The following is an 11,971-nucleotide window of genomic DNA, read 5'->3' as shown; positions in this document are numbered from 1 at the left end:
CGGCCGGGCCCACGGGCGGCGCGGGTGGCGCGCGGACCGTGGCGGGGCCGTGGGACGCGAAAGGCGCGGAACCGTCAGCGCGCGGGCGGTGCCGCGGGCCGGGCCGGATCACCTGGGCTGTGGGTACGCACCGGTGCCATGCGTGTCTGCTCCATCCTCGTGGACAACACGGAACAACACCCGCGGCCGGTATCCTGGCTTCCGGATCTCCGTGCGCCGCCCGCCTTCCCGACGCGTCTGCGTCAGTGGCGTGTTGCTCGACGTCGCACTCCCCGGTCACAGTGGCGGGACCACGCCGGATTCGCACCGGCTTCCCTGCACCGCGGGCCTACGTCACGAACATATAGTTGGACGTCCTAGTAAGTCCAGGGGGATCGGCGATCGGTGATCCGCCGGGTGTCCCGGCGCGCGGACCGCCCGGGTACGCGTCTCAGTCCTCCCGCACCGGATACGGCACGAACGTGCTGCTGTTCTCGTCGATGACCAGCGCACGGCCGAGGGGCGGCACGGCGCGCTGCGGACACTCCAGGCGTTCGCAGACCCGGCAGCCCATGCCGATGGGGGTGGCGGCGCCGGCGTTGTCCAGGTCGAGGCCGTCGGAGTAGACCAGCCGGGACGCGTGGCGGAGCTCGCAGCCGAGGCCGATGGCGAAGGTCTTGCCCGGGTCGCCCCAGCCACCGCGGTGCCGGGTGACGGTGCGGGCCGTCCACAGGTAGCGGCGGCCGTCCGGCATGGCGGCGATCTGTACGTGGATACGGCTGGGCGCGGTGAACGCCTCGTAGACGTTCCACAGCGGGCAGGTGCCGCCCGCCCGGGAGAAATGGAAGCCGGTGGCGGACTGCCGCTTGGACATGTTGCCGGCCCGGTCGACGCGGACGAAGGAGAACGGGACCCCGCGCCGGCGCGGCCGTTGCAGGGTGCTCAGCCGGTGGCACACCGTCTCGTACCCGAGGCCGAACCGGTCGGTCAGCCGCTCGATGTCGTACCGCAGCTCCTCGGCCGCGGCGTGGAACGGGCCGTACGGCAGCACCAGCGCCGCCGCGAAGTAGTTGGCGACCCCGATCCGCGCCAGCGACCAGGCCGCCGTGCCCTCCTCGAAGTCCTCGCAGGCGGGCCGCGACAGCTCCTCGCCGGCCTCCAGCAGCGCCAGCTGGGTCGCCATGCGGAAGGCGCGCTGCCCGGGCCGCAGCCCCGCCGACAGGCGCAGCACCCGGGAGGACGGATCGTAGTGGTGCAGCGGCCCGTCGGGCGTGTCGACGAGGCGTACGCCGTGCCGTCCGGTGAGCCGGGCGGTCAGGGCGCGTCCCACCTCACCGGGGCGGATGCCCAGCTCGGCGGCGAGCTCCTCGGCGGCGGTGTCGGCCTCGTGCAGGTAGTTCTGCCGCCGGTAGAAGAACTCGCGGATCTCCTCGTGCGGGGAGAGCGGCGCGGCCGGGTCGGCGCCGCCGCCGTCCCGGCCCTCCGCCACCTCCGACAGCCGCTCGGTCAGCGCCTGGTTGCGCTGCCCGAGGCCGAGCAGCACCGACGCCACCGCCGGCTGCCGGGAGGCCAGTTCGGACAGGTCGGTGGGGGAGACCCGGCCGGCGGCCAGCTCGTCGGCGAGCACCTCGCGCAGGTCGGCCAGCACCCGGCTGGTGTCGCGCTCGGAGAAGAAGCCCGGATCCACCCCGAAGGTCTCGGTCAGCCGCAGCAGTACGGGCACGGTCAGCGGCCGTGAGTCGTGCTCCATCTGGTTCAGGTAGCTGGGCGAGATGGCCAGGACGCGGGCCAGTGCCGCCTGGCTGAAGCCGCGCTCCTCCCGCAGCCGGCGCAGCCGCGCCCCGGCGTAGATCTTGCTCACGGTGTCCCCTCCGTCGCTGCCGCCCGGCTCACCCTAGTGGCCGTACGACCGCCACGGGCCTTCGCAACCTTGGCAAAACAGCGCCACAAGATTGGCAGAACTTGGCTGCGGGCCACGGTTGATGGCACTGGGTGCCACTGTCAGAGTCGGCAGTGCGGCCCCCGGGCAGCATTGCTCACCCCGTCACCGGGATCTCCGGTGGGCCGCACTTCAGCAATGCGTGGCGCTTGTACGGCACTCGGTGCACTCGGTGCCGGGAATTCGCACCCTTCACCAGCAGTCCACCACAGCAGTCCACCCCAGCGCGTCACCATCCAGCACAGCGGTCCGAGCGAACATCCGGGAGATGGTCATGGCACAGGCAGGAACCGAGACGGCCGAGGAACTGGCCCGGCGGTGGGCGACCGACCCGCGGTGGAAGGACACCACCCGTACGCACAGCGCCGCCGACGTGCTGCGGCTGTCCGGCAGCGTCCGCGAGGAGCACACGCTGGCCCGGCGCGGCGCCGAGCGCCTGTGGCGGCAACTGCACGAGCAGGACTACCTCCACGCGCTCGGCGCGCTGACCGGCGGCCAGGCCGTGCAGCAGGTCAAGGCCGGGCTCCAGGCGGTCTACCTCTCGGGCTGGCAGGTCGCCGCCGACGCCAACCAGGCCGGCCACACCTACCCCGACCAGAGCCTGTACCCGGCCAACTCGGTGCCGCAGGTGGTGCGCCGCATCAACAACGCGCTGCTGCGCGCCGACCAGATCGCCACCGCCGAAGGCGCGGGCACGGATTCCTCGGCGGGGGGCACCGACTGGCTGGTGCCGATCGTCGCCGACGCCGAGGCCGGGTTCGGCGGCCCGCTCAACGCCTTCGAGCTGACCAAGGCGATGATCGAGGCGGGCGCGGCCGGCATCCACTACGAGGACCAGCTCGCCTCGGAGAAGAAGTGCGGCCACCTCGGCGGCAAGGTCCTGGTGCCCACCTCCCAGCACATCCGTACCCTGGGCGCGGCCCGCCTGGCCGCCGACATCGCCGACGTGCCGACGGTCGTCGTCGCCCGCACCGACGCCCTCGCCGCGAACCTGCTGACCAGCGACGTCGACGAGAACGACGCCCGCTTCTGCACCGGGGAACGCACCGCCGAGGGCTTCTACCGCGTCGAGAACGGGATGGCCCCCGCCATCGCCCGCGGCCTGGCGTACGCCCCGTACGCGGACCTGCTGTGGATGGAGACCGGCACGCCCGACCTGGCCCAGGCCCGCGAGTTCGCCGAGGCGGTCCACGCGCGGTACCCCGACCAGCTGCTGGCCTACAACTGCTCGCCGTCCTTCAACTGGCGCGCCGCGCTGGACGACGATCAGATCGCCAAGTTCCAGCGCGAGCTGGGCGCGATGGGCTACCGCTTCCAGTTCATCACCCTGGCCGGTTTCCACTCCCTCAACCACGGCATGTTCGATCTCGCGCGCGGCTACGCCGAACACGGCATGACGGCCTACGTCGACCTCCAGGAGCGCGAGTTCGCCGCCCAGCAGCACGGCTTCACCGCCGTCAAGCACCAGCGCGAGGTCGGCACCGGCTACTTCGACCTGGTCGCCGCCGCCGTCAACCCGGCCTCCGAGACGACCGCGCTGCGCGGCTCGACCGAGGAGGAGCAGTTTCACTAGAGACGGATTGCACTGCGGCCGGAGATGAGTACGGGCCCGTTCCGGCCTGAGTACCCGCACCGATGCCGTGCCGCGCCGCCGCGGACAGGATGACCGTCATGAGCACACCGGCCCCGTCCGCCACACCAGCACCAGCAGCCGCCTCCGGCGACCTGCCACAGCACGATCCGTTCGCGCCCTCCACGACGGCGCTCCGGGTGTTCGCCGGGCTCGGCCTCCCGCTGCTCGCCGTCGCGTACGTCCTCTTCATGGTCGTCGTCCTGCATCAGGCGTACAGCGGCGACGGCGCGAGCGGCCCGCTGGTGTACGCGGCACAGACATCGCTGGCCCTGTCACCCGTCGCGGGCCTGATCGCGCTCGGCGTCCCGGCCTCCGCGATGGGCCACGCGGCCCGGCGCAACACCGTAGGGCTCCAGTACGGCCTGATGATCGCCGGCCCGCTGCTGGCGGCCGTCGACTTCCACTGACCTGTCCTCCTGACGGGCGCGGGCCCTGTACGGGCACGCCGCGACGGCCCTTCCGGCCGGCACCGTTCGCCGGCCGGAAGGGCCGTTCGCCGTGCGCCCGCGGATCACTCCGGTACGAGCACCACCTTGAGCGCCGAGTACGGTGTGCCGGGCGACGCGGCCAGCGCCGCGAACGCCTCCTCGTGCCGCTCCAGCGGGAAGCGGTGGGTCACCAGCCGCTCCAGCGGCAGCCACCTGGCCAGCTCGATCGCCTTCGGGAACAGCTGACTGTTGTAGTCACCGGCCCCGATGATCTGGAGACCGCGCTGGAGGATCTCCAGCGGCCGCACGGTGGCCGTCGCCTTGCTGTTGTACCCCATGATCACCACGCGTCCGCGGGCCGCGGCGTACCCCAGGCTCTGCTCCAGCAGACTGCCGACGGTGTCGATGACCACGTCGCCGCGCCGCGCCGGCTCGGCCTCGTCCGGCGTGTGCACGGTCACCCGGCCGTCACCGTCCTGCGCGAACACCTTGCGGCACAGCTCCTGCCGGTACGGGTCCGGTTCGATGAGGAGGACCCGGGCGCCGTGGTGCCGGGCCGCCATCGCGCAGACCACGCCCACCGGCCCGCCGCCGACGATCACCGCGGTCTCGCCGGCCTCCAGCCGGCCCGCCTCGATGTTGTTCAGCGCGCACGCCAGCGGCTCCACGCCCACCGCGCGGTCGAAGTCCATGCCCTCGGGCAGGGTGTGGACGAACCGCTCGGGCAGCCGGATGAACTCGGCGAACGCGCCGTCCAGGTCCAGCCCGACCTCCGTACCGGCCTTGTTGGCACAGAAGTCCCAGTGCCCGCGCAGGCAGGACGGGCAGCTGCCGCAGTAGAGCGTCGGGTTGATGACGACCCGGTCGCCCGGCTTGTGCGCGGTCACCGCCGATCCCACCGCGTCGACGAAGCCGACCGCCTCGTGCCCCATCACCACACCCGGCTCGGCGGGGAACTTGCCCACCAGCACGCTGCGGTCGGTGCCGCAGATGCCGGTCTGCACGACCCGCACCACGACGTCGGTGGGCGCGGAAGCCTCCGGCTTCGGGTGGTCGACCAGCGACACCGTGCGCCGCTCGTTCAGGATCAGGGCCTTCACCGGGTTCCTCCTGTGGTGGTGGGGGCGGCGCCGGGGAGGTCCCACCGGATGGCGCCGAGCAGTTCCTTGTGGAGCTGGGGGGTGGCCGCCGCGATGCACGACTTCTGGTTCATCGGGTCGAGGTCGAGCAGCTGGGTGGTGCCCAGGTCGTCGCCGTAGGCGTCGGTGATGGTGACCCCGGCGCGCTTGGCGAGGTAGACCGCGGCGGCGATGTCGTACGGGAACAGGTGCAGGATCGAGCCGCGCCCGGCCTCCAGGAAGTCCGGCTCGGTCGACGGGTGGTCGCGCAGGACGCGGTTGCCGATGTCCACGTACGCGTCGAGCTGGCCGGTGATGAGGCGCGAGATCGAAAAAGTGGCGCTGTTGAACACGAAGATGCCGCCGGTGTTGGCGGACCGGTCCACCAGGTGCGCGTACGCCGCCGTCATCAGGTGCATGGGGTGGCCGTTGAACTCGATCGACCAGAACATCTTCGCCGGGTCGGTGGTCCGGCTGAGCCGGGGCAGCGCGTGCGGGAAGCCGCCGTGCGTCATCCCCTCGTCGTCGTCACCGTAGATCCACGCCCCCGACTTGATCTCCAGCAGGTACGCCGCCGTGACGTCGTCCAGCGTCGGCGCGGACCGCGCCAGCGGCGCCGCGGCGATCGAGACCATGCCCATCTCCAGCCCGGCCGAGGTCGGCCGGGTGCCGTCGATGGGGTCCACGACCAGCACGTACCGCGGATCGGGGGCCAGCTCGACCAGCGAGCCGTCCTCGGTGTAGACCGCGAGCGGTACGTCCGCGTGCTCGCGCAGATACGTCAGGACGGCCCGCTCGGCCACCTCGTCCACGTCGAACTGCGCGTCGCCGCCGGGGGAGTCGCCGTGCACCTGCCGGGCCAGGCCCCGGTCGGCGTAGGTCGTCAGCTCGGCCCTGACGTGCTGTCCCAGGCCCGTCAGCAGGTTCTTCAGCTGTGTCATGCGGCCAGCTCCGCGCGGAAGAGGTTCTCCAGGCGGTCGCACAGCAGCTCGGCCTGGTCGAGGGTGAGGATCAGCGGCGGCCGGATCTTGAGCACGTTGCCGTAGCCGTACCGGGAGGTGCGCAGGATCAGTCCGTGCTGCCCGGCCGCGCCCGCCAGGTGGTTGGTCAGCTTGACGGCGGGCTTGCCGTCGGGGTGGGTGAGCTCGAAACCGATCATGAGCCCGACGCCGCGGACGTCGGCGATGGCCGGGTAACGGGTCTGCATGTCCGCGAGCCGGCCGAGGATGTAGTTGCCCGTGGCCCGGACGTTGGCCAGGAACTCCGGCTGCCGGACGATGTCCAGGGTGACGTTGGCCGCCGAGGCCGCCAGCAGGTTGGCGCCGTAGGTGAAGGAGTGGTGGTTGGCCGGCAGGCCCGCCAGCCGCTCGTTGGTCAGGATCGCCGCGACCTGCGCGCCCGAACCGCCGAGCCCCTTCGCGGTGGTGATGGCGTCGGGCTCCACGCCGAAGTGCTGCGCCGCGAACATCTGGCCCGTACGGCCGATGCCGGTCTGGATCTCGTCGAAGATCAGCACGATGTCGTGCTCGTCGCAGAAGGCCCGCAGCTTCGGGAAATAGCCGTCCGGCGGAACGATGTTGCCGCCGTTGCCGGAGATCGGCTCCACGATGATGGCGGCGACCTGGCCGGTGCTGGCGTACTCCAGGAAGTCCTCGATGCGGTCGACGCACATCATCCCGCAACTGCCCTGCTTCTGCCCGTAGAAGCAGCGGAAGCAGTACGGGTCCGGCACCTGGAGCGTGCGCGGGAAGAGTGAAGGGAACGGCTCCTTGCGGAAGGCGTTGCCCGACATCGAGGTCATCATCATGGTCTGCCCGAGGTGGCTGCGGAACAGGGAGATGACCTCCGAGCGCCCTGTGGCGTGCTGCGCCATCTTGATGACGCCCTCGTTGGCGGTGGAACCGCCGGAGACCTTCGGATGGACCTTGGTCAGGTTGTCGGGAGAGACCTCCACCAGCCGGCGGACCAGGCCGTTGATCGGGTCGCTCTGCACGGAGGAGGTCAGATGGGTGAAGACGTCCAGCTGGTCCTTCATCGCCTGGATGACCGCCGGGTGGGAGTACCCGAGGCTGAGGTTGAAGGTGGCGGAGGCGCAGTCGAGGTATTCGTTGCCGTCCTCGTCGTAAAGGTAGACCCCTTCGCCGCGCACCATCTTCTGGGCGCTGACGGGGTAATAGAGCAGATCACGTACGTTGGTGGCGTCCATGAACAGTTCTCCTCGAAGAAGACATGCTGTGGCCAGACACGGGTGACGGGATGCGCGGGCACGCCTGCCTGGCCCCTGGTGGGCGCCGACCGTGCGGGCCTGAACGCCGGCCGGTGGCGCGGTGGTGGAAGGGGTGGCGTGCTGTCCGTTCGGTGGTCCGGACACCGCGGGGTGGTCGGTCCCCGGCCGGGCGCTTCAACTTCTGACGCCAACGACACTAACAGTCAGGATGTTCGTTTTTCATGATCCTTTGTGAATCGGCTGGAATCCATCAGATCGACGGTCGGCCGGCGCTTCGGGGTACGCCCTGCTGAGGCGCTTGAGCTGCACAGATGGGGCAGGTCGGCGAAGGGATGGAGTTCGGCCGGGCAGTGGCGGAGTTCCGTCGCCAGGGCCACAGAAGACTTCGACAAGGCTCTAAGGGGCGGCATACGGAGAGCCGGGACGTTCGTTTCACGGCCTTACGCAAATTTCAAACACTGTTGATGAGAACTTTGGCGGCGTTTTGGTCCGGGCCGGGCGCGCACGGCGAGGCGCCGGGGCGGGAGTGTCAGGTCCCCCGCCCCGGCGCCGGTATGGAAGGGTGCGCCGGGCGTCCGCCGGCCGCACCGGCCGGCCGTCGTCAGTCCAGCGCCGGGCGCAGCTTTGCGAGCGACGTGAACAGATGGCCGCGCATCCCCAGGGCCTCGGCCGCCCGGACGTTGTCCGCCCGGTCGTCGACGAACAGGATGCGCTCGGGCGGCAGACCGAACGCCGCACTGCACCACGTGTACGCGCCGGGCTCCGGCTTGGCGTGGCCGATGCGGCAGGAGAAGGCCAGGACCGAGAAGTGCTTCAGCCACTCCTGGGTTTCCTCGTAATGCGCCGCCAATTCCTCCGGGATGTTCGACAGCAGGCCGACGGTGGTGCCGCTGCCCGCGAGTTCCGCGACAAAGTCCACCATCTCGTCGTCGACCCGGCTCCAGCTCGCCACATCGGCGGCGATGAGTTCCGCGACGCGTTCCTCGTCGAAATGCGTTCCGAGCGCCCCGGCGACCGACCGCCAATACCGCGCGCCGTTCTGGTCGCCCCGGTCGTAAGGCTGCCGCAGTTCCCAGTAGCTCTCCCAGAACGCGGCACCGGGCCGTCCGGCCGTCTCCTCCAGCCGGGCGCAGTCGGCGGGGGACTGCTGCCGGGCGAGCACGCCGAACATGTCGAAGAGCACCGCGGTCATGACACACCTCTCCGGAAGCCGGTCCCGTATTCACACAGTGTGCGTGTGAGTACACACTCGGCATGGTCGGATGTCAACCGCCGATTACCCGACCGGCCCGGAAGCCCAACGGGCGGAAGGGAACCAACTCGCAGCGGACGTGTTGATGTGCTACATCAGCGGCATGAATGTCTCCGAACGCCACCGGTTCATCCTGGCCCTGCTGGCCGAGCGCAACCGGGCCTCCGTGGCCGAACTCGCCCGCTCCACCCAGACGTCGGAGATGACCATCCGCCGGGACCTGGAGCTCCTGGAGTCCCGGGGCGCGCTCCGCCGGGTGCACGGTGGCGCTGTGACCGCCCTGCTCAGCGGGGTGGAACCGCCGTACGCGGTGCGGTCCATGGTCGGCAGCGAGGCCAAGGCGAAGCTGGCGGACGTGGTCGTGCGGATGCTCAACGACGGGGAGACCGTCGCCCTGGACACCGGCACCACGGCGGTGGCCGTCGCCCACGCGATGGCGGGCCGCCGGCTCACCGTCACCCCGCTGTCCCTGCACGCGACCATGCCGCTCGCCGAACACGAGGGCATCCGCCTGCTGCTCCCCGGCGGGCAGGTCCGGCCGGGGGAGCTGTCCTTCTACGGCGAGACGGCGCTGCGCACCTTCGAGGACCTGCGGTACGACACCTTCATCCTGGGCTGCTGCGGGGTGGACGCGGCCAGCGGCGCCACCGCCTACAGCCTGGACGACGTGCACGTGAAGCGGGTGGCGGCGCGGGCCGCGCGGCGCATCATCCTGGTGGCCACCGCGGAGAAGCTGGGGCGGGTGGCGCTCGGCAGGATCTGTTCGGTCGAACAGCTCGACGTGGTGGTGACCGACGCGGCCCAGGGCACGACGGTGGTGGAGGAGATGCGCGCCGCGGGCGTGAACATCGTCCACGTGTGACGCCCGGCTGCGGCGCGCCCCCTTCAACCTCGCTGCCCGGCTGCCCAGTTGGACGCCGACCGGTAACCACCGCGGCCGGTCGGCGCCGCAGGACCCGTCCCGGCCCCGCCCCCGGCCCGGAGCGCGCCGGAAGTTGCCGGAAACCCTTACGCACACACTCGGTGTGCGTTATGGTCAGCCCTGATGAGTGAATCGACTGCCTCCACCACCGGGTCGCCGCCCTCGCGGCGCTTGCGAACGGCGCGTGCCTGCACCTTCGTGGCTTTCGCGCTCAACGGTTTCGTCATGGGGATGTGGATCGTGCACATCCCCGCGATCGAGCACCGGGTCGGCATCACCCATGCCGTCCTGGGCTGGCTGCTGCTCTTCCTGGGCGGCGGCGCCTTCGCGGGCATGCAGATCTGCGGGGCGCTGGCCGACCGGTTCGGCAGCCGCGCCATCGTGCTGGCCGGCGGCACCCTGTGCAGCGCCACGGTCCTGCTGCCCGGCCTGGCGGGCTCGCCGTGGGCGCTGGCGGCGGCCCTGCTGGCGCTGGGCTTCGGCAACGGCTGCCTGGACGTCAGTATGAACACGCAGGCTGTTCAGGTGGAGCGCGGTTACGGCCGTCCCGTCATGTCGGCCTTTCACGCGGTGTTCTCGGTCGGCGGTGTCATCGCCGCCCTGATCGGCGCCCGCACCATCAGCTGGGACTGGCAGCCCTCCCTCACCCTCGCCGTCGTGGCGGTGGCCGGTGTGCTGATCACGCTCGCGCTGGTGCCGGGCATGCTGCCCCCGGAGCGCCCCGCACCGGCTCCGACCGGCCCGAACGCGACGCGGTCCGGCACACCGGAGCCCCCGGCCCCGGCCGCCAGGCGCCGTACCCCGTCCCAGGTATGGGCCCTGGGCGTCCTCGCCTTCATGCTGATGCTGTGCGAAGGCGTGGCGAACGACTGGAGTGTGCTCCACCTCAAGGACGTGCTCGACGCTTCCGCCGCGACCGCGGCCCTGGCGTACGGCGGCTTCTCCACCGCCATGACCGTGGGCCGGTTCGTCACCGACCGGGTGGTGGCCCGCTTCGGCCGGGTCTTCGTCGTACGGTACGGAGCCGGCCTCGCGGCCCTCGGGCTCGCCCTCGCCTCGCTCTCCCCGTGGGTGCCCCTGGCCCTTCTCGGCTGGACCCTTTTCGGTATCGGCCTGTCCGGGTGCATTCCGCAGTTCTTCACCGCGGCGGGCAATGTCGACCCGGCGTCGTCCGGCGCGAATGTCTCCCGCGTCGCGGGCATGGGATATGTCGGAATGCTGGCGGGCCCCGCCGTCATCGGTCCGCTCACCCACCTGGTGCCCCTGAACCTGGCCTTTTTCCTGCCCGTCGCCTTCTGCGTGGCCGCGGTGTTCTCCGCCGGAATTCTCCGCCCGGCCCGCACGGCGGCGACCGCTCCCGAACCGGAGCCGGCCGAGGCATGACCCGCGCCCGTACGGTGGCCGGCGGCACCGGCAGCCTCGCCGACTACCTGGACAAGCGGCACATCCACCCCCGCGCGCAGGCCGCCACCCGGGACGAACTCCTCGAAGCCCTGGCCGGCGGCCTGCACGCCGCGGGCGCCCTCGGTGACGTCCGCGCCTTCGTCCGCGCGGTACGCCTGCGCATGGCACAGGGCGCCAACGGCTTCCACGGCATCGCCCTGCTGGCCGCCCGGAGCCGGGCGGTCAACGGCCCGGCGGCCGCCTTCGCGCGGGTACCGGCCGAACTCGGCTGGCGCGGTGCCGACGACCGCCCGGTCCGCGACGTGTTCCTCCTCGCGGCCCCCCGCAAGCTCCGCGACGCGGGCTGCGTACGGGCCTACTCCGTCCTCGCCCGCCACACCGCCCACCCGGGCTTCCGCCGCATGCTGGCGGCGGCCCGCACCACCGACGACCTGTACGACCTCTTCCGCCTCATCCGCTGAGCGGCTTCCCGCGCCCGTCCGCCCCGCGGAGCTACTGCGTCAGGCCGTACGCCAGAAAGCTCATGACGACGACGGACGCGACGGCGGCCACCACGTAGCGCGCGGGGAGCGGGTACTTCTCCCGCTTCACGCCCCGGTTGATTTCCTCGGCGTAGCGGCGCATGAGTTTGCGCGACGGGAACAGGCCGATCGTGATGCCGACCCAGGCGAACGAGTACAGCACCAGCATGTGCCGCGGGGACCAGTGCTGGTACTGGAACTGCCCGACCAGCACGATGCCGAGACAGCAGGCGAGGGAGACGAGAGGGAACACCACTTTCCCCCTGCGCCCGGGTATCCAGGCGGCCATGGCGGAACAGAAGACGAAGGTCGCCACAGCCGCCATGAGTAACAGCCAGGGGAGGGGGAGGGACGCGAGCACGAGACGGTCCTTTCGGCGCGTGGAGACGCGTGGCGGCGCGAGGGCGGGCAACGCGAGGTGATCGGCGCTGCCGACGGCAGTATGCCGCCCGCTCCCGTGCGGCACGGCTGTTGCCCCGCCCTTCGCAACCGGGCCCCACTTCGGTCGTTCCCTCCCGTACGCCGAAGCTCCGGCACTACGATGCCAC

General features: G+C 71.3%; 11 protein-coding genes and 1 riboswitch. Of the genes, 5 read left to right on the top strand and 6 right to left on the bottom strand.

Annotation, left to right across the window (positions count from 1 at the left end; genetic code table 11):
• Nucleotides 1–167: 167 nt before the first annotated feature.
• A riboswitch (cobalamin riboswitch) is annotated at nucleotides 168–340 on the bottom strand.
• A 90-nt stretch (nucleotides 341–430) separates the two neighbouring features.
• Nucleotides 431–1,840 carry a short-chain fatty acyl-CoA regulator family protein gene (locus tag OEIGOIKO_RS09495; RefSeq protein WP_125053676.1) on the bottom strand — a complete coding sequence of 470 codons (1,410 nt, stop codon included), beginning with the start codon at nucleotides 1,838–1,840 and terminating at the stop codon, nucleotides 431–433.
• A 352-nt stretch (nucleotides 1,841–2,192) separates the two neighbouring features.
• On the opposite strand from OEIGOIKO_RS09495, the gene aceA reads away from it, so the two are divergent.
• Nucleotides 2,193–3,491: an isocitrate lyase gene (gene aceA / locus OEIGOIKO_RS09490; protein WP_125053675.1), complete on the top strand. Its 1,299-nt coding sequence runs from the start codon at nucleotides 2,193–2,195 to the stop codon at nucleotides 3,489–3,491.
• Between the two features lie 98 nt (nucleotides 3,492–3,589).
• On the top strand, nucleotides 3,590–3,958 hold the full coding sequence (locus OEIGOIKO_RS09485) for a hypothetical protein (protein ID WP_125053674.1): 369 nt from the start codon (nucleotides 3,590–3,592) through the stop codon (nucleotides 3,956–3,958).
• Nucleotides 3,959–4,062: 104 nt separating this feature from the next.
• Here the strand turns inward: OEIGOIKO_RS09485 and OEIGOIKO_RS09480 are convergent, their stop codons facing one another.
• From OEIGOIKO_RS09480 to OEIGOIKO_RS09465, 4 genes are all read right to left on the bottom strand, one after another.
• The gene (locus tag OEIGOIKO_RS09480) at nucleotides 4,063–5,079 is read right to left on the bottom strand and encodes a zinc-dependent alcohol dehydrogenase (RefSeq protein ID WP_170251671.1); all 1,017 of its coding nucleotides are present in this window, start codon (nucleotides 5,077–5,079) and stop codon (nucleotides 4,063–4,065) included.
• Nucleotides 5,076–6,038 (bottom strand): inositol monophosphatase family protein, encoded by a 963-nt coding sequence (locus tag OEIGOIKO_RS09475; RefSeq protein ID WP_125053672.1) that lies wholly within the window; start codon nucleotides 6,036–6,038, stop codon nucleotides 5,076–5,078. The genes OEIGOIKO_RS09480 and OEIGOIKO_RS09475 overlap by 4 nt, the downstream gene beginning before the upstream one ends.
• Nucleotides 6,035–7,303 carry an aspartate aminotransferase family protein gene (locus OEIGOIKO_RS09470; RefSeq protein ID WP_125053671.1) on the bottom strand — a complete coding sequence of 423 codons (1,269 nt, stop codon included), beginning with the start codon at nucleotides 7,301–7,303 and terminating at the stop codon, nucleotides 6,035–6,037. The genes OEIGOIKO_RS09475 and OEIGOIKO_RS09470 overlap by 4 nt, the downstream gene beginning before the upstream one ends.
• Before the next feature lie 622 nt (nucleotides 7,304–7,925).
• Nucleotides 7,926–8,516, bottom strand: coding sequence for an HAD family hydrolase (locus OEIGOIKO_RS09465; protein WP_125053670.1), 591 nt, complete (start codon nucleotides 8,514–8,516; stop codon nucleotides 7,926–7,928).
• 163 nt (nucleotides 8,517–8,679) lie between these two features.
• Between OEIGOIKO_RS09465 and OEIGOIKO_RS09460 the strand changes: the two genes are divergently transcribed.
• The 3 genes from OEIGOIKO_RS09460 to OEIGOIKO_RS09450 all read left to right on the top strand — a co-directional run bounded on the left by OEIGOIKO_RS09460 (nucleotide 8,680) and on the right by OEIGOIKO_RS09450 (nucleotide 11,363).
• Entirely contained in the window at nucleotides 8,680–9,438 is a 759-nt protein-coding gene (locus OEIGOIKO_RS09460) for a DeoR/GlpR family DNA-binding transcription regulator (protein WP_246177283.1), read from the top strand.
• Nucleotides 9,439–9,621: 183 nt separating this feature from the next.
• A complete protein-coding gene (locus tag OEIGOIKO_RS09455) occupies nucleotides 9,622–10,881 on the top strand; it encodes an MFS transporter (RefSeq protein ID WP_125053668.1) in 1,260 nt (419 codons plus the stop codon).
• The gene (locus OEIGOIKO_RS09450) at nucleotides 10,878–11,363 is read left to right on the top strand and encodes a PTS sugar transporter subunit IIA (protein WP_125053667.1); all 486 of its coding nucleotides are present in this window, start codon (nucleotides 10,878–10,880) and stop codon (nucleotides 11,361–11,363) included. The genes OEIGOIKO_RS09455 and OEIGOIKO_RS09450 overlap by 4 nt, the downstream gene beginning before the upstream one ends.
• A gap of 31 nt (nucleotides 11,364–11,394) precedes the next feature.
• On the opposite strand, the gene OEIGOIKO_RS42095 is transcribed toward OEIGOIKO_RS09450, so the two are convergent.
• Nucleotides 11,395–11,784: a hypothetical protein gene (locus OEIGOIKO_RS42095; RefSeq protein ID WP_174857141.1), complete on the bottom strand. Its 390-nt coding sequence runs from the start codon at nucleotides 11,782–11,784 to the stop codon at nucleotides 11,395–11,397.
• Nucleotides 11,785–11,971 lie beyond the last annotated feature (187 nt).

Origin of the sequence: Streptomyces paromomycinus, from assembly GCF_003865155.1 — a bacterium.
GTDB classification, from domain to species: domain Bacteria; phylum Actinomycetota; class Actinomycetes; order Streptomycetales; family Streptomycetaceae; genus Streptomyces; species Streptomyces chrestomyceticus.
Note: the sequence above shows the minus strand (reverse complement) of the source record. Positions and strands in the feature narration are given on the sequence as shown.

Bases quoted from the DNA above. Each gene is read 5' to 3' on its own strand.
- aceA (WP_125053675.1), top strand. From the start codon at position 2,193: ATGGCACAGGCAGGAACCGAGACGGCCGAGGAACTGGCCCGGCGGTGG.
- OEIGOIKO_RS09485 (WP_125053674.1), top strand. From the start codon at position 3,590: ATGAGCACACCGGCCCCGTCCGCCACACCAGCACCAGCAGCCGCCTCC.
- OEIGOIKO_RS09475 (WP_125053672.1), bottom strand. From the start codon at position 6,038: ATGACACAGCTGAAGAACCTGCTGACGGGCCTGGGACAGCACGTCAGG.
- OEIGOIKO_RS09470 (WP_125053671.1), bottom strand. From the start codon at position 7,303: ATGGACGCCACCAACGTACGTGATCTGCTCTATTACCCCGTCAGCGCC.
- OEIGOIKO_RS09465 (WP_125053670.1), bottom strand. From the start codon at position 8,516: ATGACCGCGGTGCTCTTCGACATGTTCGGCGTGCTCGCCCGGCAGCAG.
- OEIGOIKO_RS09460 (WP_246177283.1), top strand. From the start codon at position 8,680: ATGAATGTCTCCGAACGCCACCGGTTCATCCTGGCCCTGCTGGCCGAG.
- OEIGOIKO_RS09455 (WP_125053668.1), top strand. From the start codon at position 9,622: ATGAGTGAATCGACTGCCTCCACCACCGGGTCGCCGCCCTCGCGGCGC.
- OEIGOIKO_RS09450 (WP_125053667.1), top strand. From the start codon at position 10,878: ATGACCCGCGCCCGTACGGTGGCCGGCGGCACCGGCAGCCTCGCCGAC.